Source organism: Prochlorococcus sp. MIT 1306 (assembly GCF_047304515.1).
GTDB classification, from domain to species: domain Bacteria; phylum Cyanobacteriota; class Cyanobacteriia; order PCC-6307; family Cyanobiaceae; genus Prochlorococcus; species Prochlorococcus marinus_D.
Genome location: NZ_CP138959.1, coordinates 1974521 through 2001146 on the forward strand (window position 1 = coordinate 1974521; position 26626 = coordinate 2001146).

22 protein-coding genes and 1 tRNA gene are annotated in these 26626 nt (G+C 53.7%); 13 read left to right on the top strand and 10 right to left on the bottom strand.

Going from position 1 to position 26626, the window contains the following annotated elements; all coding sequences use genetic code 11:
* Positions 1-4 precede the first annotated feature (4 nt).
* The 3 genes from cysK to SIB74_RS09960 all read right to left on the bottom strand — a co-directional run bounded on the left by cysK (position 5) and on the right by SIB74_RS09960 (position 5057).
* Positions 5-973: a cysteine synthase A gene (cysK, locus tag SIB74_RS09950; RefSeq protein ID WP_063396753.1), complete on the bottom strand. Its 969-nt coding sequence runs from the start codon at positions 971-973 to the stop codon at positions 5-7.
* 141 nt (positions 974-1114) lie between these two features.
* Positions 1115-2746, bottom strand: coding sequence for an iron uptake porin (locus SIB74_RS09955; protein WP_063396752.1), 1632 nt, complete (start codon positions 2744-2746; stop codon positions 1115-1117).
* Between the two features lie 418 nt (positions 2747-3164).
* The gene (locus SIB74_RS09960; RefSeq protein WP_063396751.1) at positions 3165-5057 is read right to left on the bottom strand and encodes an iron uptake porin; all 1893 of its coding nucleotides are present in this window, start codon (positions 5055-5057) and stop codon (positions 3165-3167) included.
* A 300-nt stretch (positions 5058-5357) separates the two neighbouring features.
* On the opposite strand from SIB74_RS09960, the gene SIB74_RS09965 reads away from it, so the two are divergent.
* The 4 genes from SIB74_RS09965 to SIB74_RS09980 all read left to right on the top strand — a co-directional run bounded on the left by SIB74_RS09965 (position 5358) and on the right by SIB74_RS09980 (position 10454).
* Entirely contained in the window at positions 5358-6947 is a 1590-nt protein-coding gene (locus SIB74_RS09965; RefSeq protein ID WP_231906131.1) for an ArnT family glycosyltransferase, read from the top strand.
* A 157-nt stretch (positions 6948-7104) separates the two neighbouring features.
* A complete protein-coding gene (locus SIB74_RS09970; RefSeq protein WP_156486171.1) occupies positions 7105-7320 on the top strand; it encodes a hypothetical protein in 216 nt (71 codons plus the stop codon).
* Between the two features lie 94 nt (positions 7321-7414).
* The gene (locus SIB74_RS09975) at positions 7415-8962 is read left to right on the top strand and encodes an ArnT family glycosyltransferase (RefSeq protein ID WP_063396748.1); all 1548 of its coding nucleotides are present in this window, start codon (positions 7415-7417) and stop codon (positions 8960-8962) included.
* 79 nt (positions 8963-9041) lie between these two features.
* On the top strand, positions 9042-10454 hold the full coding sequence (locus SIB74_RS09980) for a DUF2079 domain-containing protein (protein ID WP_063396747.1): 1413 nt from the start codon (positions 9042-9044) through the stop codon (positions 10452-10454).
* Positions 10455-10572: 118 nt separating this feature from the next.
* Here SIB74_RS09980 and SIB74_RS09985 read toward each other — a convergent pair whose 3' ends face one another.
* From SIB74_RS09985 to SIB74_RS09995, 3 genes are all read right to left on the bottom strand, one after another.
* Positions 10573-10749, bottom strand: coding sequence for a hypothetical protein (locus tag SIB74_RS09985; protein ID WP_155724705.1), 177 nt, complete (start codon positions 10747-10749; stop codon positions 10573-10575).
* A 17-nt stretch (positions 10750-10766) separates the two neighbouring features.
* A complete protein-coding gene (locus SIB74_RS09990) occupies positions 10767-12395 on the bottom strand; it encodes a DUF2079 domain-containing protein (RefSeq protein ID WP_231906130.1) in 1629 nt (542 codons plus the stop codon).
* A 231-nt stretch (positions 12396-12626) separates the two neighbouring features.
* Complete coding sequence (locus tag SIB74_RS09995; RefSeq protein WP_063396745.1) at positions 12627-13622, bottom strand: hypothetical protein; 996 nt, start codon at positions 13620-13622, stop codon at positions 12627-12629.
* A 640-nt stretch (positions 13623-14262) separates the two neighbouring features.
* On the opposite strand from SIB74_RS09995, the gene SIB74_RS10000 reads away from it, so the two are divergent.
* From SIB74_RS10000 to SIB74_RS10015, 4 genes are all read left to right on the top strand, one after another.
* Positions 14263-14526: a hypothetical protein gene (locus SIB74_RS10000; protein ID WP_011827218.1), complete on the top strand. Its 264-nt coding sequence runs from the start codon at positions 14263-14265 to the stop codon at positions 14524-14526.
* Between the two features lie 41 nt (positions 14527-14567).
* Positions 14568-15245, top strand: a complete 678-nt coding sequence (locus SIB74_RS10005; RefSeq protein ID WP_063396744.1) for an ABC transporter ATP-binding protein — start codon at positions 14568-14570, stop codon at positions 15243-15245.
* A gap of 23 nt (positions 15246-15268) precedes the next feature.
* Positions 15269-15340 (top strand) — tRNA-Asn (locus SIB74_RS10010).
* Between the two features lie 280 nt (positions 15341-15620).
* Positions 15621-16427, top strand: a complete 807-nt coding sequence (locus SIB74_RS10015) for a response regulator transcription factor (protein WP_063396743.1) — start codon at positions 15621-15623, stop codon at positions 16425-16427.
* Here SIB74_RS10015 and SIB74_RS10020 read toward each other — a convergent pair.
* From SIB74_RS10020 to SIB74_RS10030, 3 genes are read right to left on the bottom strand one after another with little or no spacing between them, the layout of a single operon-like run.
* A complete protein-coding gene (locus SIB74_RS10020; protein ID WP_063396742.1) occupies positions 16424-17404 on the bottom strand; it encodes a DNA polymerase III subunit delta' in 981 nt (326 codons plus the stop codon). The two genes, SIB74_RS10015 and SIB74_RS10020, sit on opposite strands and share 4 nt — an antisense overlap.
* The gene (gene tmk / locus SIB74_RS10025; protein ID WP_063396741.1) at positions 17401-18051 is read right to left on the bottom strand and encodes a dTMP kinase; all 651 of its coding nucleotides are present in this window, start codon (positions 18049-18051) and stop codon (positions 17401-17403) included. Before tmk ends, SIB74_RS10020 begins: the two co-directional genes overlap by 4 nt.
* Positions 18048-20372 carry a heavy metal translocating P-type ATPase gene (locus SIB74_RS10030; RefSeq protein WP_063396740.1) on the bottom strand — a complete coding sequence of 775 codons (2325 nt, stop codon included), beginning with the start codon at positions 20370-20372 and terminating at the stop codon, positions 18048-18050. The genes tmk and SIB74_RS10030 overlap by 4 nt, the downstream gene beginning before the upstream one ends.
* A 144-nt stretch (positions 20373-20516) precedes the next feature.
* On the opposite strand from SIB74_RS10030, the gene SIB74_RS10035 reads away from it, so the two are divergent.
* Positions 20517-21038, top strand: a complete 522-nt coding sequence (locus SIB74_RS10035) for a photosystem I assembly protein Ycf3 (protein WP_063396739.1) — start codon at positions 20517-20519, stop codon at positions 21036-21038.
* 14 nt (positions 21039-21052) lie between these two features.
* Here SIB74_RS10035 and radA read toward each other — a convergent pair whose 3' ends face one another.
* On the bottom strand, positions 21053-22447 hold the full coding sequence (gene radA, locus SIB74_RS10040) for a DNA repair protein RadA (protein ID WP_063396738.1): 1395 nt from the start codon (positions 22445-22447) through the stop codon (positions 21053-21055).
* A gap of 105 nt (positions 22448-22552) precedes the next feature.
* Here radA and rpaB point away from each other — a divergent pair, with 105 nt between their 5' ends.
* The 4 genes from rpaB to fabD are packed head-to-tail and all read left to right on the top strand — an operon-like array spanning position 22553 to position 26626.
* On the top strand, positions 22553-23299 hold the full coding sequence (gene rpaB, locus SIB74_RS10045; RefSeq protein WP_063396737.1) for a response regulator transcription factor RpaB: 747 nt from the start codon (positions 22553-22555) through the stop codon (positions 23297-23299).
* A complete protein-coding gene (gene plsX, locus SIB74_RS10050; protein WP_063396736.1) occupies positions 23280-24626 on the top strand; it encodes a phosphate acyltransferase PlsX in 1347 nt (448 codons plus the stop codon). The genes rpaB and plsX overlap by 20 nt, the downstream gene beginning before the upstream one ends.
* A 55-nt stretch (positions 24627-24681) precedes the next feature.
* A complete protein-coding gene (locus SIB74_RS10055; RefSeq protein ID WP_063396735.1) occupies positions 24682-25701 on the top strand; it encodes a beta-ketoacyl-ACP synthase III in 1020 nt (339 codons plus the stop codon).
* A gap of 28 nt (positions 25702-25729) precedes the next feature.
* Positions 25730-26626 carry an ACP S-malonyltransferase gene (gene fabD / locus SIB74_RS10060; protein WP_063396734.1) on the top strand — a complete coding sequence of 299 codons (897 nt, stop codon included), beginning with the start codon at positions 25730-25732 and terminating at the stop codon, positions 26624-26626.

The following is a 26626-nucleotide window of genomic DNA, read 5'->3' on the forward strand; positions in this document are numbered from 1 at the left end:
GACATCAAAGGTATCCATCACGCTGCGCCGGCACCGCCGAAGCAGCGCTAAACATCGGCGTTGATAGATAACGCTCACCAAAACTGGCCAAGACAACAACAAGACGCTTGCCCACCATCTCAGCCCTACTACCCACTTGCAGTGCAGCCGCAACAGCAGCGCCACTGCTTACCCCACTTAGCAAGCCCTCCTCCCTGGCCAAGCGCCGACCCATCTCCATCGCGTCGTCATCAGAAACCGGCAGGATCTCATCGATCAAAGAGAGATCAAGAACGCTAGGGATGAAGCCAGCACCAATCCCCTGAATGCGATGGGGAGCAGGGCTCCCGCCTGCCAATACAGGGCTTAACGCTGGTTCGACCGCAAACACTCGCAGGCTTGGATTGCGTTGCTTGAGCAAACGCGCACAACCTGTGAGTGTGCCCCCCGTTCCTACTCCAGTAATCAGACCATCCAACTGCCCCTCGCAATCATTCCAGATCTCCTCTGCGGTTGTGCGCTCATGCACCTGCGGATTCGCAGGATTATCAAACTGCTGCAGCAGATAAGCCTCAGGGATGGTTGCTACCAACTCCTTTGCCAACTCAATGGAACCAGTCATTCCATCGCTCCCTGGGGTGAGTTGCAGTTCAGCGCCATAGGCCCTAAGCATGGCGCGACGCTCTGTACTCATCGTGTCCGGCATGGTGAGAATGAGGCGATAGCCTCGGGCGGCAGCCACCATGGCCAAGGCGATCCCAGTGTTGCCACTTGTGGGTTCCACCAGCACGGTGCGCCCCGGTGCAATGGTTCCAGCTTCCTCCGCTGCATGGATCATGGCCCCCGCGATGCGGTCTTTAACCGAGGCAGTGGGATTGAAGCTTTCCAACTTAGCCAGCACCTCCGCATGGCAACCACTGACCTGTGGCAAGCGATTAAGGCGCACCAACGGAGTGCACCCAACTAAGGCCGTAATGTCAGCAGCGATAGGCATGGGCGATGGCATGGCCACTGACCCATCCAAACAAAGCGATGGGGATCAGCCATAAAAAAGCCCCCCGTTTGCGGAGGGCGGCAGTTGATAGGGATTGTGAGGAGTAGGTTCTGAGGCCCAACAAGACGTTGAGCGGAAAGATCAGAACTTAAATGTGGTTCTAACTAAACCACCAAAGTTGCTGAAGGTGTCGTCGCTACGACCACCACCGAACACAGGGCCACCGCCATCGGTGAGATCACCCAAAGGACGACTGAGGTAATAAACCGCAGGAGTCACAGAGATGTTATCGGTGACCTGGAACTTGTACCAGAGCTCAAAGGCGTAGTTGCCATCAGCAACGAAATCGGAGGCATCGACATCGCTGTCATAGTCAACGGCAGTGACGAAGGTGGGCTGACCCCCAGCAACGCCAAGGACATTGCCTTCGATAAATGCATCTTCCCACTGAAGTCCGACATACCAAGACTGGGATGTCGCATTGTCAATCAGATCGGTGTCATCGTCGTTGTTATTGACAGAGTTGAGACCCCACCCAGCGCTGATGCTTGGGAACCAACCAGTCTCTTCTGGAGCCCACCAGGCACTCACGGCGTAGGAATTGGTTGTACCTGATCCGGCCAATGCAACAGCCAACGGTGTGGCATTGCCAGCGTAGATACCGGCGCCATTGTCTCCAGAGGTGTAGGAGTAAGCAGCTGCAATGCCCCACTGATCCTCGGCGTATGCGATTTGAGCCGTTGCATTGGAAGCAGCACCATCTGTGCCAATCCCACCATCATTGGGGTTGCCATCATGAGCATTGCCAGAGACGTAGCTAGCGCTAATGCTCCAGCCGCTATCGTTGTCATCCCACCAGATGCCAGCACCACCACCTTTGGTGAGGCTGTAGGCGCCAGGGGCACCTGCATAGGTGAAGACGTCGAGAATCGTTTCGGACGGATAGTTGCTGGGCCATACGGCAAGCATGTTGTCCTGACGGACCATCGCACCAGCGGTTACCGTGAACTCTTCGCCCACTGGGAACTGATACCAGAGGCGATCAACTTTGACTTGATCAGCTTTGCCAGATTCGCCAAAGGCCACTTCCATGGCATCGAGGCCGACGTAGCCGCCGCCGCCGTAGGGGGAATCACCAAAGTTGCCAGCACGCAGGCGAGTCTTCAGCAAGTCTTTGCCAGTGAAGCTGGTATTGAGCTCAAGGCGCATGTCGTAGTTGAAGACAGTGGCGCCATCTGATGCGGCAGCTTCATCAGCACGCTCATTGCCGAAAATATCTTTGGCATCACCGCCAAAGCTGTTGGCGCCAATCACGAAGGATGTCTGACCAACAAGCTTGGTTGTTGTCGAGAACTGAGTGGCTTCTAGTTCACCAACACGAGCTTCTAGGCCATCAACACGGCCCTTGAGGATGGCGAGCTCCTGCTCGAATTCGTTGAGCAGACGACGCAGTTCGTCGGTGACTTCAGTGATGCGATCGAGGCATGCATTCAATAGAGCAGCCGCTTCAAAGCGGGTCATTGCTCTGTTGCCCAGGTAGCTACCGCTTGGATAGCCAGCTACACAGCCGTAGCGCTCAATCAGGTTGCTCAACGCCTGATAAGCCCAATCGGTTGGGTAAACATCTTGGAATTGGGAGATGCTGGTGACCTGCTCGCTGGAGGCCGAATAATCGGACACACCTTTGATGTCTAGGTCTGCGGCATTAGCAGCCATAGGGGCCATCAGGCCCAAGGCAGCAGGTGCCACCAGCAATTGCTGGAAGAGTTTCATTTGGTTCCTCACACAAAAAGAGGTTGTTAAGTTCAAGATATTTGTGCATAGGCTCTTCAAAACAGATTGCCCAAGTACCAGATATGCCACTGGCTGGTATCAGCAGACACAAAAAAGCCCCTTCAAAACCGAATCTGTGTGGATTAAGCAATCTCCACCACCTAACAAAAAGCTCCATGCAAGCTGATTCAGAATTCTGCAGCCCTTTTAGATTTGAATCTCAGATCAAGGCATAGAGGTGAATCTTGATAGCCGCAGCATCAGACACAAGCAATGGGATAGTTATTGCTAGTTACCGATTAATAAATCACTGAGAATCAGAACATGAAAAAACCCCCCGTTTCCGGAGGGCTGCAATTTATAGAGATTGTGAGGAGGAGGTTCTGATGAGGCGCAACAAGACGTTGGGCCTAAATCATCAGAACTTGAAGGTGGTTCTGACTAGACCACCTAAGTTGCTGAAGGAGTCGTCGTCGTCCCCACTGCCATTACCTTCGGTCAACATCCCATAAGGACGACTTAGGTAATAAACAGCTGGAGTAACACTGATGTTATCTGTGACCTGGAACTTATACCAGAGTTCAAAGGCATAATTTCCATCAGCAACATGGTCACTGGCATTTTCACCGGTGACTAGCTCATAGGCATCTTCAAAGTCATTATCCAGTGAGAGATTGGTCACGAAGGTGGGCTGGCCACCAGCAAGACCTAGGACATTACCCTCGACGAAAGCATCTTCCCATTGAAGAGCTACATACCAAGACTGAGATTGAGCGCTGTCAATCAAGTCATCAGCTGAAAGACCAAAAAGGCCTTCTCTGTCGTTTGGAGTTGTGGTGTTAATACCCCAACCAGCGCTGATGCTTGGGAACCAACCGTTATTTTCTGGAGCCCACCAAGCACTTAATGCAAAGGAGTTAGTAGGTCCAAATTTTTGATATTGGTTGGCAAGTGGCGTGCCATTTCCAGCATACAAACCTACGCCATTATCCGTGGAGGCGTAGTTATAGGCTGCAGCAGCACCCCAACGCTCATCGGCGTAAGCGATTTGGGCTGTTGCATTGGAACCAGCGCCATCAGTAGCAATTCCACCACTGCTGGGGTTGCCATCATCAGCATTGGCGGAGAGGTAGCTAGCGCTAATGCTCCAACCGCTGTCGTTGTCATCCCACCAAATGCCAGCGCCACCACCTTTAGCGAGGTTATAAGCACCAGGTGCTCCCGCGTAGGTGAAGAAGTCGATGACGGTTTCAGCAGGATAGTTGCTTGGCCATACGGCAAGCATGTTGTCCTGACGAACCATGGCACCAGCAGTTACGGTGAACTCTTCACCGAGTGGGAACTGATACCAGAGGCGATCAACTTTGACTTCATCCGACTTACCAGATTCGCCAAAGGCCACTTCCATGGCATCGAGGCCGACGTAGCCATTACCGCCGTAGGGAGAATCACCAAAGTTGCCAGCGCGCAGGCGAGTCTTCAACAGATCCTTGCCAGTGAAACTGGTATTGAGTTCTAGGCGAAGGTCGTAGTTGAAAACCGTGGCACCGCTAACAGCAGCAGCTGCTTCAGACCTTTTCGTGTCAGCACCGCCATATCGATAATTACCAGTGTAGCCCAATATATCGGTGGCTATATCTGTCTTTTTATCGGCGACAAGTAAATCCCTTTTCGCCTCCCAATCGTCACCCCAACCGAGTATCCGAGCAACCCCCTGAGTAATGTCCTCAGTTTTACCAAGAGAACCAGCCCAAGCGTTGGGTTCTGCGTCTCTATCCCATGCATTGGTCGGATAAAGTCCGTCCATGAGACCTTGCTCAGCATCACCGCTGTAGCTGTTGGCGCCAATCACGAAGGATGTCTGACCAACAAGCTTGGTTGTTGTCGAGAACTGAGTGGCTTCTAGTTCACCAACACGAGCTTCTAGGCCATCAACACGGCCCTTGAGGATGGCGAGCTCCTGCTCGAATTCGTTGAGCAGACGACGCAGTTCGTCGGTGACTTCAGTGATGCGATCGAGGCATGCATTCAATAGAGCAGCCGCTTCAAAGCGGGTCATTGCTCTGTTGCCCAGGTAGCTACCGCTTGGATAGCCAGCTACACAGCCGTAGCGCTCAATCAGGTTGCTCAGCGCCTGATAAGCCCAATCGGTTGGGTAAACATCTTGGAATTGGGAGATGCTGGTGACCTGCTCGCTGGAGGCCGAATAATCGGACACACCTTTGATGTCGAGGTCTGCGGCATTAGCAGCCATAGGGGCCATCAGGCCCAAAGCAGCAGGTGCCACCAGCAATTGCTGGAAGAGTTTCATTTGGTTCCTCACACAGATAGGCGCAATGCGCCTTTCCGATAATGCTCTTTAGCCTCTCTTTAAACACCTCTTGGTGTGACAGATGTGACAACGGCTGGTATAGAAAGCGCTGGCTGAACTGCTCCAAGTTATCCCCAGTGATCTAAAGCAAAAGAAGGATGTGAATGACCACTACCACTAAATAGGAATATTTGATCGATATCGCTGATCACCTATCCCCATGCCATGTTCGCTTAACAGCGCTAACCATTGCTCTTGCCATCAGCTGATCAAAGGCCATCAATTCGCAGAGCACCTCTGGTGGGGTTGCTACTGCTGTGGTTCGTGGCATGCGTGCTTGCAATCGTGGGGCTAGGAGATCTACCCCTACGCGATTTTGATGAAGGCATCGTTGCCAGAGTGGCCTTTGAGTTAAGCCAAAAACAGGGCACAGAAGCTCTACTGCCCACCCTGTGGGATGCGCCCTACCTCAACAAACCACCAGGCCTGCATTGGCTTATTGCTGCAGCAATCCAACTCAACAACAGCGGCGATACGTCTTTACCAGGGCTCCCCTCAAACACTCTGGTGAGACTGGCCCCTGCAGTGCTATCCACGCTGATTGTTCCGTTAGGGGGGCTCGTGCAGTGGCATCTACGACCAAATGATCGAACGAGCTGCCTTGCTACAGCTGCAATTTTGCTAACGCTGATGCCAGTGGTACGACATGGTCGGCTAGCCATGCTCGATGGTCCACAACTCAGTGCCATGGCCTTGTTGTGGGTACTCATTTTAAGCCTCGACCGCAGCACAATGGACCGCTGGCGAACGCTGGGGGCAGGACTCATCAGCAGTGGCATGCTTTTGCTCAAAGCCCCTCTGCTGCTTCCAGCAGCAGCAGCAGCATTGATTCCTGTGCTCTGGGGTGGCGAATTCAGGCGATGGTGGCGATGGCCACTAGCAGGCTGGTTTGGAGTGGGGCTGATCCCTGGCCTGGCCTGGCACCTCTGGCATGGCTTACATCGAGGCACTGGGGCGCTGTGGCTCTGGGGAGGCGATGGTGCAGGTCGCGTCCTGTTTGATGCTGGAGAAGGCAGTGACCTCGGCTGGAAAGTCCCGGTAATTGAGATGCTCGAGGGTGGTTGGCCCTGGCTGTTGCTATGGCCCTTCGCAATGGCCTGGGCCTGGCGTCAACGACACAGCCGTTGGGGCAAATGGGCACTCGGCACGCAGGTCATTTTGGCCATTGCAATCCTGCCACTTAAGACCCAACTCCCCTGGTATAGCCACCCTCTATGGCTCCCATTTGCACTGCTCTGTGGAGCACCACTGGCCTGGCTCATTCACAGGAAGGATCTAACAAGTCCTCCTGGTGCAGCAGTTTTAAAACATGTTCCGTTCCTCTGGCTGGCCCTAGGAGTCTCCCTTGTTCTATTCGGGCTGATCGGAGCATCAGGGCTAGTTCTCACGTTTTATCCCTATAGCGGTATTGCACTCGCTGCTGGGGTTGGCTGGAGTATCGGCGGCTGGCTGATGCTGCGCCCAACCCATGCCAAACGCAAATTGGGCGCCATCAGCATGGTTGCTGGAAGCGTCGCAGCTCTATACCTATTAATGAGCTCCTCACTCTGGCTCTGGGAACTCAATGAGAACTGGCCCGTTGAACCTGTCGCCCAGCTCGCCGCACAAGCAAAGGGAGCGAAGGTGGTGCTCGAGGGAAATGATGAAAGGCCCAGCCTCAACTGGTATGCAGGCCAGCGCATCAGCTCCTTAGATGCTGTTCCAGACGCTGAATGGATCTTGACGCGCAATCCCCAGCGAATCAGCAGCATGGCTCAGGAGCGGCAGTGCAAGCTTGCGCAAAGCAAGGAAGACTGGGCCCTACTTTTTTGTGGCCCGCAAACCCAATAACTTGCCTCGATCTAGGGAAGCCGAGGCCTGTCACGCATTCTGCCGAACACACCAAACAGAACGCCTGTAGGCGATTCGGCGAAGCCACAACAGCCTCACTACTCAGCTCAAGGAACTGCTTGCTCTGGCGAAGCCCTATGAGCTCAAACGAACCGTGGTGGCTGACGTTTCAAACCACGGCATCGAAGCACTCTTCATGGCGCTGACCCACCAAGATCACCGCATGCAAGGCATGCATCGTTTCAGCAGCGCAGGCTTAACGAAGACAATCAAAGAAAGACTGCTCAATGCCACAGTTGGCCTGGTAGCCATCATCGCCAACGTCGACCTAGCTAACTGCGACTACAAAAATGTTGTAGCAAATACCCTTTGAGCTCAAATAGCAGTGATCCTGATGATGTTTATCTGGAACGATGTCACCTAATCCAGTTACATCCGGAATACCCCTTGATTGAAAACAGTTACTGATGGCGAAGTCTGTTGCCCGCTGGGCTCAACAAATCTGGTTTCCCGTGGGCTTAGGGGTAATCCTGCGCCTGATCCAATTGCAGGCTCCCATCCTCGGCATCCATAGCTGGCGTCAGGCGGATACAGCAGCCATGGCGAGGCATTTTGCTCTGGAAGGCACACCGATCTGGTTACCGCAAATTGATTGGAGTGGAGCCAGTCCTGGGTATGTGGAATGCGAGTTCCCTTTATATCCCTATCTACTTGGCCAGCTTTACAAGCTTGCGGGCTTGCACGAATGGTTGGGACGAGGCCTTTCGGTTTTCTGCAGCGCACTAACCATCGTGCTCATCATCCGCATCGGGCGTCGCCTGCTTGATCCGATTAGCGCTTGGTGGGGCGGGGTCTTCTTCGCTGTCCTGCCACTAGGGGTTTATTACGGCCGCACTTTGCAGGCAGAAGCGCTTCTACTGCTACTGGCCGCACTGAGTATCGAGCGTCTGCTTGCCTGGAAACAGCGGCGCTCTCGCTGGGCTCTGCTCACCAGCTGGCTGGCATTTTGCCTTGCCTGCTTGATCAAAGTGCTGCCCTTGATCTGGCTCGGCATACCCCTTTTGGTCGTGCAAATGCAGCCTCAGCCACTTGGACCAGCACTACCACTTGCAACGTGCATTCGAAACTTAGGAAAACTTGCACGTTCGCCTGGTCCTTGGATCTATGCGGGCAGCTCAATACTGTTTGGAGCCCTTTGGTATGGCCATGCATATCAACTTGGCCAAACCAGTGACTTGAGCTTCGGATTCTGGGGCAACAACTCTGATCGCAGCAGCCTGAGCCTGCTGCTGGATATCGATCTCTGGCTAAACCTATTCTTGAGAATCAGCGTACGCAACCTAGCTGTTCTGGGTGTACCGATCGTGATCTTTGGCCTGTGGGAATGCCGCCGCAATGCAGGTGGTCAAATTCTGGCAGCAGGCCTACTCAGCATGGGAGCCTGCACAGCAGTGTTCTTACGAGCAAGCTCCATTCATGAGTACTACCAACTACCCCTATTGATTTTTCTCTGCCCATTAATGGGGCGGGGCTGGCAATCTTTAACGAAGTTAATCGCATCCAAAGGGCTACATCACCAATGGTTGATCAACATCAACCTTGCAATGATTGTTGCCATCAGCCTCGCTGTACTCAATTTTGATTATTGGGCTCTCGAGCGCCAACAAACAGAAATCTGGATGCCATTAGCCCAAAGCATCCGAGAAGAGATACCAAGCAAGGCCCGGATCGTGAGCGTGACTGGCAATGATCCCAGTTTGTTGAACCTTGCACGGCGTCAAGGCTGGCTCACCACTGCCAAAAGTATTAATCAGAAACAGCTACAAGCCTGGTCTGAACAAGGCGCTACCCATCTCGTTGGCAGCCTTAACTGGGAAGAAAGCTTTAAACCTCTCACTAAAGGGAAGGCAAGAAATCGCCTGCATAAGCTTTTGTGCGAACAATCAAACTCCAAGGTCTGCCCCCAAACATCTCATCAAACTTATCTAGCTCCCATCAACCTGTTAATCCGATAAATCATCAGCACCGGCAACGTGCTGTACCTGACCAGAGGCGAAAGCTTATGGGAAGCTCAACAAACTCGAGCATTGCCGCTTGAACACCAAGGCCTGCCCACCCCGTCGCCTGAGCCTCACCTGCCTGGCAATCTTCCTGCTGCTTTGGGCCGCCGCCGCAACACGTCATGCTCTGCTACAGAGCAATGCTTACGATCTTGGCCTTTTCGACCAGTGGATCTGGTTGGCCAGTCAAGGGTTGCCACCCTATTCCTCGATGGAAGGGGTGCATCTGCTAGCTGATCACGGCGCCTGGGCTCTCTATCTGGCAGCCCTTCCATATCACTTCCATGCCAGCGTTCAATGGCTACTCGCCAGCCAGGCGGCTGGACTAAGCCTGACAGCACTACCCCTTTGGTGGGTGGGCCGCCAAGCAGGCCTTACTCCAAAACTGTGCTGGCTGATCTGCGCACTTTGGTGGCTGCAACCAGTGGTGTTCAACGCCAATCTGTTCGACTTCCACCCAGAGGTATGGGTGATGCCGGCCCTAGCAGGTTGTTACTGGGCCAGTCGAGCCAAAAAAGCCTGGCTCTGGTTTGGCTTACTGCTCTTATTGCTTGGCTGCCGTGATGGACTTGTGCTTGTGGTGGTAGGCCTGGGATTAGAGCAGGCCTTGCGTAAGCGCTGGATCTGGGCCTTTGCAGCCATTGGATTGGCCTTGGGCTGGTTGGCCATGCTCAATCACTGGCTTTACCCCTGGCTGAAAGGAAGTACTGGAGGCCCTAAGGCAGCCGGAGCCCTTTTCTCTTACCTAGGCGACAGTTTCGATGAGGTTCTCTTCAATCTGGTCACAAAGCCTCAATTGTTAATCGAGCATGTGGATTGGATCGGCGGACTGATCTATCTGCTGTTAATCAGCATTGCCGTCGCTCCATTCTGGCGCCGAAACTCCCTACCCGTTCTGATTGGAGGTTTACCGCTAGTTCTGGTGAATCTGCTATCGGAAGAGTCACCGCAACGAACACTGATCCATCACTACAGCCTGCCAATTGCGGTCATAGCTGTTGTGGCTGCCATTGATGGCCTGGCTGTACGTCCACATCAAGCTGTTCCTTGGCGACTACTGACCTGGAGCACCATCTGCTGGGTAGCCCTTGCTAAGCCCTGGTTTTTCAGTGGGCCTTATCTGGAAAGACTCGATGCATTAACCCCATCCCATGAAGCCATCGCAAACATTCCTAGCAGTAGCCGACTTGCCACCACGAGCTATCTCGCCCCCCATCTCAGCCAACGCATTGCCATTGACTTCCCCCGCAGCAAAGGAAAGTCTTTAGCTCTAGAAAACTTTGATGTACTGCTTCTCAACCCAAAAGATCCAGGTTGGGGATCCAGCCGAAAACATCAACAGAAGCTATTGAGCAAAGCCAAGCAAGCTGGCTGGTGGTGCGAAAGTTGGGACAACGGCTTGGAACTTTGTCAGCAGTCCGAGCACAAATCGATCAAACAACCTTAAGACCTCCTTACTCGATTAAAAGTCTGCAAAACGATGCCCCCGCCATGCTCACATGACGGGGGCTCTCGTCGGGTCCACTCTGGCGCGGAACCGTTTGATCAGGGAACAGGTGTAAAAATCAGCCGGCGTTCTCCGCGATCAGCAGACCCTGCATCGAACAACTGGAACTCATGAGCACCTCCTCCTTTGGGGATAACGACAATTCACGAAGCATGCGACGAATGCCTATTTCAGGCAAAGTCACTTCGCTATTGCCAAAGCAAATCAACAGTAACCGGAATCGAGCAGAAGGCACGTTCTCAACCTTCTATTTCATCCAGGCTCAAGTGCTAGCAATGCATCAAGGCAACGTCTTGCATCAGGAGAAGACTCGACGCCATTGCGCAAGACCACCAACCCATCCGCGCAGCTCACCACCCCGTAACGCCCCTCGTCAATGAGTTCCTGCAAGGCCTTATTGATGGATCGCCATCGAGACGTTTCCTGGCGAAACAATGGCATCAACGAACGGTAATAGCCAGGGAAAGCCAAGACCCATTGAACCGATTCAATTTGATCCTGACGGTTGTAGTACTCGATATTTTTCGGGAAGCGCAAGGCAACCTGCCGTTCCGCCAGAAGCGGCAACAAGGGAGTATCAGCAGCGACCGAGGCGTTATCTGGCACAAGCCCAACGGCATGACGGGCCGTTGCAGCTCGCTGCAGCATGGCGACCGGCGAGACATGAACCAATGGACTAAAGCTATCCGGTACAAGAGCGGAGAAGGTGCGATGGGGATTGCTTGCCAAAGTCAAAACAAGCCCTAGGGCAAGACATCCCGTCCAGAAACGCCGGAACCAAAGATGAGACCAGAAACCTGAATGGGCCTGCCACCAAAGCATTGCGCCCATAAATAACCCTGGAACCAAAGCAAGCACATACCTGAGCGTTACCGACAACGCACTCATGCCCTGGGACACCAAGGCGATGAATAAAGGCACAGCCACCATCAGGGCCACATCCAGCGAGACAAAGGGGATAAAGGCCAAAGGCAACGCTGGCGCCAGCAGAAAAGCCAAGGTGGTTCCAGGGGGAGACACCAAGGCCGCCAGCAAACGAAGCGGATGGGTAACCATCGTCCATAGAACGGTGAAGGTCCCACCAGTGCGGCCTTGCAAAAGATGCCCAAACTTTTCCTGCAGGAAGCGATCAGACAGGGAGGAATCAAACTGGGGCTGAATCCAGCCAGTCATCACTGCCACATAAACCAACGACATCGCCATGACCATGAGGCCGATGGCGCGTACACCAGGTCGACGAAGCGATGCCCACAATCCAAGTGAAAACAGGGTGAGTCCCGCATCTTCACGCACCAACAGCATCAGGAAACTGCAAGCCATCACCTGGCGCCAACCCTGCTTGAGGAGACCATCAACAACCAAAAAGCCCAGTAATGGCAACCAACAAAGGTCGTGAAAGTTTTCAACCAGTGGGCCAATCACGGTTCCACTGAGGTAGTAGGACGCGGTCAAGCGAATCGCCAAGGGTCTCGACAATCGGGTCGACGCCATCCGCCACAACACCAAACCTGCTAGAGCCAACAGCCCCACTTGAATCAAAGGCAAGGCCCAGCGACCAAAGAGTGCTACTAAGGGCGCTGCCAACACAGTCAGCACATTGGCGTGCTGACCAAGATGGAGATAGTCGATGCTTGGCAAAGCATCTTGATTGGCAACAGCTGCCGACAACTCCGACGAAAGGCTACTTTCAAAAAAATGACCCCTAGCAGTAGACCAAAGCTCCTGCAAAAAAAGAGCTTGGTCGTAAGTAGCAGTAAGGCTTTCAAGGCGCCAAAACTGAATCAGCAGTCCGACCAGCCAAAAGCCGCCAGCCATCCCAAGAACCACCCAAGGGAAGTTGTCTCTGCGATAGGAGCTCAACCCACTGACAAGAGATGACATTCGCATCATTCCTCAGCTGCCGAAATGAATACTAGAGAGCCGCCAAATACCATCCTAAGGAAGAATAAAGACCAGGAGAAAAGAGCAGAGCCAATCTGGTTAGAGACTTTCCCAAATCCAGTCATCAATGGAATAATAGGCGAGAAGAATTATACTTAATGCCAAAAGATAACCTCAACTCATAACATCACCAACTGAGGCAGCAACTCTCTCAATACCGGCTGATGTCTATCAACCATTTTGGCGCCCTGACGGATTGGCTAGCAAGACATAGGTTCGCAGCAACCCTAGACCGAAGGAGAGATAAAGCATCAACTCTGCCCACTCCTGATCAATATTCAGAACCAAAGCTGTCGCTGACCTGGTAGCAACAAAATAAGACAAAAACGCAGCACAAAAGAATAGAGGCCAGAAATACCTGGGCAGAAAAAATGTTCCAACAGGAATTACATCCTCTCGAGATGATCTTGCTTTAAACAATCCAAAAGATGGCCGCCATAACACCAAAACTAGAATCAATACTGAAACCAGAAAAAGATTAATATCAAGATAATCTTGAAAAAACTCGAGGTTATGAATCGTTGTCTGATTTTGAGCATTGAGAGCCGCTATATTATCAGGTGTTCTCCAGCCAAACAAAACCTGGCCCCAAGCAAGCTCCTCTAAGCCAACAAAAAGCATTCCCAAAGCAATAATCCCATAAATGGCTCCATGCAAGCGCATCAACAGACGCCTCCATAAGTCCCTAGAAATCAGCCAAGAGACCCAGGCAGAAGTGAACAGAATTAGAGCCTGCAAGTACTCAAGAATTCCTCCTTCTCCAAGCAGCCGTTTGTAACGCAAAACATCCTGAACGGACAGCTTGAATAGAACTACAGATCCCATAATAAATAATGCAAGGATCAACATCAATAGAGATCTACTTGCTCTAGCCGAAGGACTAAACTCCGAAAGCAAAGACTTTAAAAAGGTTGAGCGTCGCAGAAAATTACCTAAAGAAGCTAACAATAGGCCAGCGACTCCAAGCTGCAGCTCAGGCCAAGGAGAGACATCTACCGAGAAAGCGCTGACAAATTTATACAGCGAAACTGCAACAATAAATGCCCCAAAATAGATAACAGCCTGGCCGCAAATACGTTGCACAAGCTTTTGTCTAACCAAGCTCTCGCGAAGATAATCACCAGCATCTCGCTGAGCTTGGGAATTCGACGGAAGGGGAGTACTCATTAGGCACTGCTCTGTGTCTTAAGGGAAGATTAATACAATCTTAATTGGCCATGTGATATTCAAGAGAAGAAGCCCATCACAGCCACCTAGCACATTGGCCTCGCCAAACGACTCATAGCAAAGGACTTCAATCAATAGATTCACTGCTTACGCAGGGATTGATTTAAAATTAAAATTCAGCTCTTGTTGCCATAAATTGCACGGCATTGCCTGCAGCAAGTAGATCATAATGGAGAACACAATTTTAAAAATACTTGCCCACAAAGGGCTTCTAGGCTGTAATCACTGCATTAAAAAATAAATACTCAATCGAGAAGCTGTCAGGCACTGACTCCTCAGGGGCGCAGATCTCCTGTGAGACGCAATCGGTGAGCTGCTGCAGATCGACACCCAAACAAACAATGCCGACAAGACAAGATCAAACCCTAAAGCGGCACACATCACCCATACGAGCAAAAGAACCTTGACTGTCCACATCACTCCAACAGGGCGATTAGGACACCGGCCCCATGGAGAGGATCCATGACGGCCACTCGAACAAACGGCCCATCGCTAAGTGTAAATACTTATCCACTTTGGTCTGCATGGCAAATAGTGGGGCGTGATTCGCAAGAATGATGCAATCCTGTCAACGTTGTCCGTGTACGTCATTGAGCTGGCCCTCAAATTGAGCCCCTTGCCGGTATCTGTGCAGCGCAAAGCATTGGCAGATGCGGAAGCCGTTTACCAGCAAGTGCGCAAGTGCCTGGAGAGAGGTCAGCCTCACCTTCTGGAGCTCAGTTGCGAAAAAGTCGAAGACAAGAAAGTCACTGTTTTGGTCAGTGAAATAGTTGCTGTTCAGCTCTATGAGAAAACAGCAGCAACTGGAGGCAGTAAGCGGCCTGGCTTTTCCTTTGAAACCTGAGGCCATGGTGGACGAGAACGCCGATCAAAGCATCTTTAGAGATGGCCCCCCTCCTAAGTTTTGAGCAGGTGAGCTTCATTTGGCCCTGCGGCACAAAAGCCTTGGACCAATGCAGTTTTGCAATTCCAGAACCAGGCCTATGGATGCTCGTAGGTAGCAATGGCAGCGGCAAAAGCACCCTTGCCAAGCTAATCAGCGGTTTATTACAGCCACAGCATGGTCAGGTGACTTGCATGCTCAAACCTGCTCTGGTGTTTCAAAACCCTGACCATCAACTGCTGTTGCCAAGTTGCGGCAGCGACTTGCTGCTGAATTTACCTAGCGATATCCCAATCAAACAACGCCAACAGCGCATTAGCGATTCCCTAGAGCAGGTTGGTTTGGCCGCCATGGAATCGCGCCCGATTCACACCCTTAGCGGAGGCCAAAAACAACGCCTAGCAATTGCCGGCGCCCTGGCCAGTGAAGCCACACTGCTGCTGCTGGATGAACCAACAGCACTCCTAGACCCAGCAAGCCAACAAAGGATTTTGGCAACAGTTCAACAGCTTTGCCATCGATCCCACGCACCCCTGACCGCCCTATGGGTAACCCATCGCCTAGAAGAACTCGACCATGCTGATGGGGCTGCCAGGATGGAAAACGGCCGAGTAGAAGCCTGGCAATCTGGCCATCAGCTAAGACAAAAGCTCCAACCCCTTGCAGGTCGGCGGGGATGAAGGGTAGGTTCTTCGGGTTGCAATCCTCGGTAGCTCAGCGGTAGAGCGGTCGACTGTTAATCGATTGGTCGCAGGTTCGAATCCCGCCCGGGGAGTTTTCAGATCCACAGCCGGTGGCTGTGGTTTTTGATTGCCTGTTAGAGGGCATCCACAACAGTGCGTGGACAGATTCGGAAGACTTCCTAAAAAGAGGACACCTTTAAGGCATTCTTCAGCCAGTCAAAAGGTCAGTCTGCATGGGAGTTTCAGTGATTGGGCTCTATGTCCCCACAGAGATGCCAATGATGCACCTCAAAGCAAATCTTGAGAGAATCTGACAAGCGCTGACTTCACAGCACCCCGATGATTTCAAATTCCTCCTGGACTCCGATCTAAATGAAGCCTTGCATCCTGCTGATCGAAGACGACCAGGACATGCGTGAACTGGTAAGCAGCCATTTAGAGCACAATGGTTTTGACGTACAGAAGGCTGAAGACGGCATCAAAGGTCAGGCTCTTGCCCTTCAGTACACCCCAGACCTGATTTTGCTCGATTTGATGCTTCCCAACGTAGATGGGCTAACTCTCTGCCAGAGGTTGCGTCGAGACGAGCGCACCGCGGGGATTCCGATCTTGATGATCACCGCCTTGGGAGGCACAAAAGATAAGGTCACCGGCTTCAATTCAGGCGCAGATGATTACCTAACAAAGCCTTTTGATCTTGAAGAATTGCAAGTGAGGGTGAAAGCCCTACTCCGTCGCACCGATCGAGCGCCGGTGGGCACCAACGCTCATCACGAGATCCTCAGCTACGGCCCTCTCACACTCGTGCCTGAGCGATTTGAAGCGATTTGGTTTGAGCGTCCCGTACGGCTCACTCACCTGGAATTTGAGCTGCTCCACTGCCTACTTCAGCGCCATGGACAGACCGTGGCACCTTCTCTAATCCTCAAGGAGGTGTGGGGCTATGAACCTGATGATGACATCGAAACCATCCGAGTACACGTTCGCCACCTGCGCACCAAGCTGGAACCCGATCCGCGCAAACCCCGCTTCATTAAAACCGTCTACGGTGCTGGTTACTGCCTTGAATTGCCTACAGGAGGACAACTCGAAGGGTTCCAAGACCTACTAATACAGGCACGTCAAGAGAGGGAAGCCAGAGAAGCACAAAACAAGCAAGGAGAGCGCGCCAGCGCTTAAACGCAAGGAATCATTTCCAGCAAAGCCACTTCCCAGGCAAGCCTGGGTTGCACAAACCCCAGCAGGTGTGAACGCAGCCTTTCCAAACGTTTCAGTGGTCTTGGATCAGGCCGTTGGATCCAAAAATGTTGTTGCCACCAATCAATCAGCCAAAGCTGTTGCTCCCCATTAAGAGCCTCAGTAAGGTCCCTCGCCAGAGCTAAGGCTTCCATTGGCTTTTGGGGACGCTCTTCAAGGCGTAGCCAAAACTCTTCTGGAACTGCCTGCCAGAGCCAAAAATGCTGCAACAGCGCCCCAGGAGAACCAGCGGCCATCGCAACCAGTTCCGGCTGATCCAATGCCAACCAGGACGACCCCATCTCCGCTGTGCTCGTCCTGGCCAGAACAGCCTGCATGTCAGCTCCTTCAAGACGAGCAAAAAGAATCTGTTGGCATCGAGAACGAATTGTCGTGAGCAAGCGCTCAGAAGCGGCCGAAAGCAGAATCAACAAGCCATGACCTGGTTCTTCCAGCGTTTTAAGCAAAGCATTGGCAGCAGCTTCGGGCATAGAGTCCGCCGCTTCAATCACCACCATGCCCCTTGGGGCCTCAACAGGTCGTCGTCCTAGGAATCTTGTCACCCCGCGAATCTGTTCGAGGCGCACCTGTGGGGGTGAACGGCGGCTGACGCCTTCTTCCTCTGCCTGGGACTTAGGGACCAGGCGGCCTTGATGCTGATAAGTCGGTTCGACCCAAAGCAAATCAGGATGGTTGAACGCCTCTAGACGACGGCGTTCACGCAGGGCCGGCTTACCACTGCTGATGACGCCCTCGAGAAAACGCAATGCCGCCAGACTGCGACCCACTCCATCTGGACCAGAAAAGAGATATGCGGGAGCCAGTCGACCCTGACTCAACGCTGCCTCCAGCAATGCAACTGCCAACGGCTGAGCGATCAAATCTTCAAACAGCCCACGCGACTCAATCTCAAGGCTCATCGCATGCTCTCTTGCAAAGGCCCGAAATGGTGCTTCAGCTGGCTCTCCAAAGCAGAACTAACTGACTCAACTTGTTGATCCGCCTGCAACTGCACCCAAGATCGTTCCCTAGCCAAAACAGCAAATCCAGTTGCCACCCTGGTTAAAAAATCAACTCCTTCCGCTTCGATTCGATCGTTAGATCTTGCATCCCGCCGAACCAGACTTTCTTCTACAGACAACTCCAACCAAAAAGTTAGGTCCGGGACAAGTCCAGCCGTGGCGATCTGCTCGAGTTGCTGAATCAAATCCAGATCCAACTCTCTTCCATAACCCTGATAAGCAACGGTAGAGCCACTAAAACGATCACTGAGTACCCAGTGCCCCTGCTCAAGCGCCGGTCGGATCAACTGAGCTACGTGCTGGGCTCGATCAGCCGCATATAGCAACAGTTCCGCAAGGGGTTCAGGAGAGGCATCCCCAGGCGGGTGAAGAACCAACTTGCGCAAGGCCATACCTAAAGCCGTACCACCGGGCTCACGGGTGAGATGCAACCTTGCACCCTCAGGCATCAAACCGCTGCGTGGCAGCCAGTTGGCAAGGTGACGGAGCTGAGTGGTCTTGCCACAGCCGTCAATACCCTCCAGAACAAGAAGGCGACCACTCATGTAGTACGCAGTGCCAAAGCGTTAACGACCACGGTGATTGAACTAAGGGCCATCAATAGAGCGGCGATGGGTGGGGAGAGCAACAACCCAAAGCCCGGCAACAACAATCCTGCAGCAATTGGCAAAGCAATGAGGTTGTAGCCAAAGGCCCAAGTCAGGTTTTGACGCACTTTTGCCATGGTGCGGCGAGCCAACAACAGGGCTTCCGGCAAACCCTCCAGGCGATCCCCAAGCAACACCAGATCAGCGGAATCCTGAGCAATCTGGGTGCCGGTACCCACAGCGATACCAAGATCTGCTGCCGCCAGGGCTGGGGCATCATTAATGCCATCGCCAACCATTGCCAACAGTCCAGCCTTGCGAAGACGTTGCAAGCGCTCCAGCTTCTGATCAGGCAACAACTGCCAGCCCAGTTGATGGGGTTGAAAACCCAACTGCTCCCCCAGGCGTTCCACCGCCTGACGTCTATCACCACTAAGCATGGCCAGAGTCATCCCCTGCTCTCGTAATCGATCCAACGCAACAGACACATCAGGTCGAAGCCGATCATCAATGGTCACAAGCCCCAAAGGCTCTTCCCCCAGAGCCACGGCTACCACCGATTGCCCCTGAAGAGACGACTGCTCAACATCAGCCTGAAGTTCAGCTGTCCAATGAACCCCTTCAGCCTGAAGCCATTCCGGTGTGCCGACTCGCACCGTTGCTTCTACACCTTCAAGCTCACCGGCCAGGCCGGAGCCTGGATAGGTACGGGTTGCCAAAGTGGGCAATAGCGTAAGCCGATACCGTTGAGCCTCTTGCAAAACAGCATGGGCCAAGGGATGGCGACTGTTCTGCTCAAGACTTGCAGCTAGCTGCAACAATTGATCAGGTTTTTTTGTGCCAACAATCCCCGCCACCAAAGGGCGGCCAAGGGTAAGAGTGCCAGTTTTGTCGAAGACAACCTGCCTCAGCGAGGCTGCCATTTCAATCACATCCCCACCGCGAAATAACCACCCCCGGCGGGCAGCCTGACCAGAAGCCACCGTGATCACTGTGGGCGTTGCCAATCCCAATGCACAGGGACAGGCCACGACTAGAACAGCGATGGCGAGCTGTAAAGCCAATCCTAAGGAGGTTTCAGCGACGCCTCCAAGCGGGACATGGTGACCATATCCATGCACCAACCCCTGACCCGAAGCGTGCAAGACCTGTGGCCAAAGACGTGCACCCAGTTGCCACCAAAACAGAAAAGTCAACAGTGCCAGGCTGACAACGCCGTAGCAAAAGCGACCTGCAACCCGATCAGCCAGGCCTTGAATAGGAGCCTTACGCGCCTGGGCCTGTTCCACCAAACTAATGATTCTTGCCAGAGCTGTCTCAGCTCCCACATGTCGCACCTCTAGCAACAAGGTGGCTTCAAGATTGAGGCTGCCTGAAGTCAGCTCCATTCCTGGAGCTGCCTCCAACGGCAATGGCTCACCAGTAATGCTGGACACGTCGACAGCGGAATGTCCCTCCAGCACCATGCCATCAACAGGAATGCGATCCCCTGCCAACAACTGAACCCTCTCCCCAGGCCTGAGAGCACCGACTCTTACCTCACGGATAGTCCCATCACCTGCCAGCAACCTGGCAGTATCTGGCTGCAATTGAGCCAGCTGTTGGAGGGCCCGCCCAGTGCGGAAACGAGCACGCTCCTCAAGGAACCTTCCCAGCAAGACAAAGCCGAGCAACATCACGGGTTCATTGAAGAAGCAAGGCCAACCCACCTGAGGCCAAAGCAGAGCAACCAGGCTCGCCAGATAGGCACTGCTAACGCCCAATCCCACCAAGGTGTCCATGGTGGGGGTTAAGGCAAGAGCCGCCCGCGCTCCGCCAACAAGAATCGGCCGACCAGGGCCCAACAAAGCCACCGTGGCCAATCCGGCATGGAAGGGCAAGGCCCCTACAATCACCAGCTCCAGATGTCCACCGGCAGCAAGGTGGCCAAGAACCGACAGCAGCAGCAGCACCAAGGCCACCATTAACTGACGCCACTGACTCCACCAAGCCCCGAGGGAATCACGCGTTGAAGGCGTCAGCTGTTCTAATGAGCCCGTATTTCTTGGCTGAGCAGAGAAACCGCGAGCTGCCAGAGCAGCAAGGATCGGCTCAAGAGACTGGCCTGGATCGTTGAGATCCAGCCAAGCAGTGCGGGCTACCAAGTTGACACTGGCACGAGCAACACTGGGCTGCTCAAGCAAAATACGCTCTACCGATTGAACGCAGCCGCCGCATTTCATCCCCTCGATATCGAGTGCGACGGATGGATGAGCCAATGGACGGTCGTTGCGGCTCACGGATCGGTGAAATGTTCCCGCACGCTAATGACAATCGTTACGGATAGCCCATCCCATAACAGCAGCCCAAAGATCTCACCAGAAACTCAAAACAGTCTTTTCAGAATAAGGCGAGGATAATGGTGTGATTCCTTTATTCAAGCCGTGCCACGCACCCAAAACAAAGACAACTTCATTGACAAGACCTTCACGGTGATGGCCGATCTAATCGTGAAGATGATGCCAATCAACGATAAGGCCAAAAGAGCCTATGTGTATTACCGCGATGGCCTATCAGCCCAGAACGCAGGCGACTATGCAGAGGCACTGGAAAACTATGAAGAGAGTCTGAAGCTTGAGGAAAGCCCCTTCGACCGCAGTGAAACCCTCAAGAACATGGCAATCATCTATATGAGCAATGGGGACGAGGACCTCGCTCTTGATACCTATCAGAGGGCCCTTGACCAAAACTCAAATCAGCCCTCCTGCCTAAAGAACATGGGCTTGATTTACGAAAAACGCGGCCGCACAGCGCAAGAAGCTGGTCTGCAAGACGAAGCTGATCAATTGTTCGACAGAGCTGCAGACGTATGGAGCCAAGCGGTAAGGCTCTATCCCGGCGGCTACCTAGATATTGAGAACTGGCTGAAGACAACAGGCCGAAGCAACATAGACGTCTACTTCTAAAGCGAAAACATCATTCAGCAGCCATCATCAGCTGGATTCACACCGAGGGCCATCACCAAAGCCTCAGTAACACTCGCAGCCTCAAGTAGTTCCAACTCCAGCTCCTCGCCGATAGGTCCTAGCCCACTGCCCTGCGGCACTACGGCACGATGAAAACCTAAGCGAACTGCTTCCTTAAGACGCTGCCCAAGCTGCCCCACTGGCCGCAATTGCCCCCCTAAGCCCAACTCCCCAAGCAAAACTGTGCCTTTTGGCAGCATGAGATCCCGATAACTGGAAACAACGGCAGCGGCGACACCCAAATCAGCAGCAGGCTCTTCGACTTCTAATCCGCCAGCAACAGCCAGATAACAGTCATAGCGTGACAATGGCAAGCCCATGTGCTTCTCCAATACGGCCAGAATTTGGTGCAAGCGGTTGGTGCCTAATCCTGTAGCGGTCCGGCGTGGACTGGCATAGCTGGTTACACCCACCAAAGCCTGCAGATCCACCACCAATGAACGGGTCCCTTCAAAGGCCACGATGGTGGCCACCCCAGAGGCAGACTCACCTTTGAGAAAGAGTTCGCTGGGGTTCCCTACTTCAGCTAGGCCCTTCCCCTGCATCTCAAACACCCCCAGCTCATGGGTGGCTCCAAAGCGGTTTTTTACAGCCCTCAGAAGGCGATGACTGGCAAATCGATCGCCCTCAAAAGTGAGTACTGCATCGACCAAATGCTCAAGCACCTTGGGGCCCGCCAGCATCCCCTCCTTGGTGACATGGCCCACCAAAACCAAGGCTGTGTCCTGACGCTTAGCCAAACGCTGTAAAGCTGCTGCACACTCGCGCACCTGAGCGACAGAGCCAGGCGCACTGGAAAGGGACCCATCATGCAAAGCCTGAATGCTGTCGATAATCGCCACCGCAGGCCGCAGTGCTTCCAATTCCTGAAGCACCAATTCCAAGTCCGTTTCCGCCAAAAGCTGCAGGTCCGACGCAACCCCCTCAAGGCGCAGCCAACGCAACTTCACCTGCTGGGCAGACTCCTCAGCACTCACGTAAAGCACAGAGTGTTGCAGTGCCATAGCCGTGGCGCTCTGCAACAGCAGCGTGCTCTTGCCAATCCCAGGATCACCTCCAACCAACACCATTGATCCAGGCACCAGCCCGCCTCCCAGGACTCGATCCAATTCGTCGTAGCCACTGGCAAGACGGCGAACGGGTTGATCCCCGAGAGAAGCCATCGCCATCGAGCGCCTCGCCGCTGGTTCCACGGCCGGATCAAAACTGTTACTAGGGCGGCGACCATCGGTTGAATGAGCGACCTGTTCGACCAAGGAATTCCAAGTCCCGCAACTGGCGCAGCGACCAAAAAACTGGCTGGTCTTAGCACCACAGCTCTGACAGACGTAGACGGAAGCAGTGCGCACTTGCTAAGATAGGTAAAGAAAGTTGGCTTTAAATGAACCAAAAGGCCGGTAAGCCTTAACAGCTCTTATCTAAGATTCATTGATTGCAGCCGCCAAAGAAAAGCAATGACGGCCACCAGCCCATCTAAAGAGACGATCCTCGTGGTCGACGATGAGGCCAGCATTCGTCGGATCCTCGAAACCCGCCTCTCGATGATCGGCTATCAAGTAGTCACTGCATGTGACGGCAACGAAGCTCTCGATATCTTCCACAACTGTGAGCCTGATCTTGTTGTGCTCGACGTGATGATGCCAAAGCTTGATGGCTATGGCGTTTGTCAAGAGCTTCGCAAAGAATCGGATGTCCCGATCGTGATGCTCACGGCCCTTGGAGATGTCGCTGACAGAATCACGGGGCTTGAGCTGGGTGCAGACGACTACGTCGTCAAACCCTTCAGCCCCAAGGAACTTGAAGCGCGCATACGATGCGTGCTTCGGCGAGTCGAGAAAGAGCACGTTGCCGGCATCCCTAACTCAGGGGTGATTCAAGTGGCTGAACTAAGAGTCGACACCAACAAGCGACAGGTGTTCCGAGGAGATGAGCGGATTCGCCTTACCGGTATGGAATTCAGCCTGCTTGAGCTACTGGTCAGCCGCTCAGGGGAGCCTTTCAGCCGCGGCGAAATCCTCAAGGAGGTATGGGGTTATACACCTGAACGACATGTAGATACCAGGGTCGTGGATGTTCATATTTCACGTCTTCGCTCCAAACTCGAAGACGATCCCGCCAATCCCGAGCTGATCCTCACCGCTCGAGGTACCGGCTACCTGTTCCAGCGCATCATCGACTCCCTTGCCCCCGAAGGACTCTGATCCCTCCACGGCCTCCGGGCCCCGGAGCAAGACCACCCGCCCCAGAGCCATTAGGCGTCTGGTGATCTGGTATCGCCGCAATGCAGCCGTTACCAGCCTGGTAGGAAGTGCCACGAACTCAGCTTCCGCCGCTGGAAACGTAGCCGGAACAGTTGTTTCCAGTGCTGGATCCGTCGTGTCGAATGCTGGATCAATGGCAGGAAGCATGCTTCAGCCACTCGTTTTTGATCCCCTGCGGCGACTACAAAGCAGCGAAAACAACGCAGAAGCGGAGGACATCAAAAATAGCGATCGGCTCTGGGTTGCCGTCGATGGCATGGGTGGAGACCAGGCTCCTGGCCCCATTCTTGATGGTTGTCTAAAAGCGATTGAAAGACTTCCCCTACGCATCAAGTTCGTCGGAGAGACCGAAAAAGTGCTAGGCGCTGTCCAAACCATGGGTCTCACCGAACTCTTCAACCAAGCCACAGCCGCTGGTCATCTGGAGCTTGTCGCAAGCGGTCCCTCTGTGGGCATGGATGAAGAGGCCACTGTGGTGCGCCGCAAACGCGACGCCAGCATCAACCTGACCATGGACCTGGTCAAAAAGGGCGAAGCTCTAGCAATGTATTCAGCTGGAAATTCCGGAGCCATGATGGCCTCAGCCATCTTCCGACTGGGGCGTCTAGCAGGGATAGACCGTCCCGCTATAGGTGCTCTATTCCCAACAAAAGATCCAACACAACCAGTGCTAGTGCTGGATGTGGGCGCCAACATGGATTGCAAGCCCATCTACCTCCACCAATTTGCCCTACTTGGCAATATCTATTCCCGCGATGTTCTCCAGGTGGCTCGACCACGCATCGGGCTTCTGAATATTGGCGAAGAGGAGTGCAAGGGCAACGATCTAGCCATTCGCACTCATGAGCTACTCAGCAAAGAGCATCGGCTTCAATTCGCGGGCAACTGCGAAGGACGAGATGTTCTTTCAGGGGCTTTCGACGTGGTGGTATGCGATGGCTTCACAGGCAATGTGCTCCTCAAATTCCTGGAGTCTGTCGGCAGCGTGCTGCTTGATGTATTGCGAGCCGAACTGCCCCGAGGCAGACGCGGCAAGGTGGGTTCTGCGTTCCTACGCAGCAACCTCAAGCGAATTAAGAAACGCCTCGACCATGCAGAACATGGTGGGGCACTATTGCTGGGTGTGAATGGCATCTGTGTGATCGGCCATGGCAGCAGCAAGGCGCTATCGGTGGTCAGTGCACTACGACTAGCCCACTCCGCAGCGAGCCATGGTGTCATGGACGATTTAGCCGAACTGCAAAAGGCACCTGTTGAAAGCGCCTAAAGGCGCTTTGCCGAAACGCTGTGATTGACTGACGCCACCTTGGACCACTTGCCCCTTGGCTGAAACGTCCACAATCGGTAGCGGAGTAGCTCTGGTGGGCTGCGGCAGTGCCACACCATCCCAACGGATTAGCAACGACCAACTCGGCCAAAGGGTTGACACCAGCGATGCATGGATCCGTAGCCGCACTGGAATCAGTGCCCGACGTGTTATTGGACCGGATGAAACGCTCACAGGCCTAAGCCATCAAGCTGCAGCCAACGCCCTAACAATGGCTGGCTGGGAACCCGAAAGTGTTGATCTGATCATCCTGGCCACATCAACCCCTGATGATCTCTTTGGTTCAGCCCCGCAACTGCAAGCCAGTTTGGGAGCTCGCCAAGCCGTGGCTTTTGATCTCACAGCCGCTTGTAGTGGTTTTCTATTCGCCCTGATCACTGCCGCCCAGTTCCTTCGCACTGGTGCGATGCGGCGAGCACTCGTGATCGGTGCGGACCAACTAAGCCGCTGGGTCGACTGGGACGATCGTCGCAGTTGTGTGCTGTTTGGCGATGGAGCCGGCGCTGTTGCTCTGGAAGCAACGAGTGCTGCTCAGAACGGGCTGCTGGGCTTTCAGTTGAAATCTGACGGCAGCCGCGGCGACTGCCTCAACCTGCCGCAAGTTCAACACTATCTATCCCTGGTAGCGGGCAATAGCCATCAGCAAGGCGGTTTTAAGCCAATTCAGATGAAGGGACAGGAGGTCTACAAATTCGCTGTCCGAGAAGTACCTGCCATCCTCCAAACCCTTCTCAAAGCCACCAACACAGCCCCGGAGTCACTGGACTGGCTCCTGCTTCATCAAGCCAATCAACGCATCCTCGACGCTGTAGGGGATCGCTTCGCCATTCCGCAGGCCAAGGTGCTCAGCAACCTGGCTGAGTACGGCAACACATCGGCAGCCACCATCCCACTCATGCTTGATGAAGCCGTACAAGACGGGAGAATTAAACCTGGTCAACTGATCGCAAGCAGCGGTTTTGGAGCTGGTCTCAGTTGGGGTGCAGCGTTAGTCCGCTGGCAAGGGCCCATCTAGGCTCCCGCTAAATCGCTATGGCGTTCTGATGTCGATTGCTTGGGTGTTCCCTGGTCAGGGCTCACAAAAGCTGGGCATGGCTGACCCGATCATCAGCTTGCCCGATGCCGAAGAGCGCTTTGCCCTCGCCTCTCGACTAATGGGACGGGATCTCCTTGCGATTTGCCGTGGTAGCGACCAAACCAATCATGACCCGGCCGACCTCAATGACACCCGCAATACCCAACCGGCACTTTTTGTCATTGAATCATTACTGGTGGATGAACTGCGCAGGCAGGGTCGTGAGGCATCGCTAATCGCAGGGCACAGCCTGGGTGAACTTGTAGCCCTCTACGCGGCTGAGGTTTTTGACGTAAACACCGCCCTGCTGCTGCTGCGACGCCGCTCAGAACTGATGGCCTCAGCCGGTGGTGGGGCCATGACAGCCATATTGGGCTTTGACCGCACACAGCTAGAAGCTCTGGTAGCAGACACAGAAGGAGTCGTGATCGCCAATGACAACAGTGCTGCCCAGGTGGTGTTATCCGGCACCCCAGAGGCTGTTAGCAAGGTCAGCAGCCAGCTGACCTGCAAGCGAGCGATTCCGTTGCCAGTCTCGGGAGCCTTCCATTCGCCTTTCATGGCCACAGCGGCCACAGAATTTGCAGCTGAACTGGATCAAGTGACTTTCAAAGACGCCCGTGTCCCCGTTCTCTGCAATGCCGATCCAATCCCAACCTGCGATGCCAACTTGCTGAAGCAACGGCTAAAAGATCAGATGACAACAGGCGTCCGTTGGCGCGAAACGATGGATACCATGGCCAGCCAAGGGGTCAACACAGTGGTCGAAATCGGACCTGGCAATGTGCTCAGTGGTCTCGTCAAGCGATCTCTTCCAGGAGTTGCAACCATCCAGCTGAGCTGTGCTGCAGACCTGGGGAATTGA

Bases quoted from the DNA above. Each gene is read 5' to 3' on its own strand.
- cysK (WP_063396753.1), bottom strand. From the start codon at position 973: ATGCCTATCGCTGCTGACATTACGGCCTTAGTTGGGTGCACTCCGTTG.
- SIB74_RS09955 (WP_063396752.1), bottom strand. From the start codon at position 2,746: ATGAAACTCTTCCAGCAATTGCTGGTGGCACCTGCTGCCTTGGGCCTG.
- SIB74_RS09960 (WP_063396751.1), bottom strand. From the start codon at position 5,057: ATGAAACTCTTCCAGCAATTGCTGGTGGCACCTGCTGCTTTGGGCCTG.
- SIB74_RS09975 (WP_063396748.1), top strand. From the start codon at position 7,415: ATGGCGAAGTCTGTTGCCCGCTGGGCTCAACAAATCTGGTTTCCCGTG.
- SIB74_RS09990 (WP_231906130.1), bottom strand. From the start codon at position 12,395: ATGTCATCTCTTGTCAGTGGGTTGAGCTCCTATCGCAGAGACAACTTC.
- SIB74_RS09995 (WP_063396745.1), bottom strand. From the start codon at position 13,622: ATGAGTACTCCCCTTCCGTCGAATTCCCAAGCTCAGCGAGATGCTGGT.
- SIB74_RS10005 (WP_063396744.1), top strand. From the start codon at position 14,568: ATGGCCCCCCTCCTAAGTTTTGAGCAGGTGAGCTTCATTTGGCCCTGC.
- SIB74_RS10015 (WP_063396743.1), top strand. From the start codon at position 15,621: ATGAAGCCTTGCATCCTGCTGATCGAAGACGACCAGGACATGCGTGAA.
- SIB74_RS10020 (WP_063396742.1), bottom strand. From the start codon at position 17,404: ATGAGCCTTGAGATTGAGTCGCGTGGGCTGTTTGAAGATTTGATCGCT.
- tmk (WP_063396741.1), bottom strand. From the start codon at position 18,051: ATGAGTGGTCGCCTTCTTGTTCTGGAGGGTATTGACGGCTGTGGCAAG.
- rpaB (WP_063396737.1), top strand. From the start codon at position 22,553: ATGACGGCCACCAGCCCATCTAAAGAGACGATCCTCGTGGTCGACGAT.
- fabD (WP_063396734.1), top strand. From the start codon at position 25,730: ATGTCGATTGCTTGGGTGTTCCCTGGTCAGGGCTCACAAAAGCTGGGC.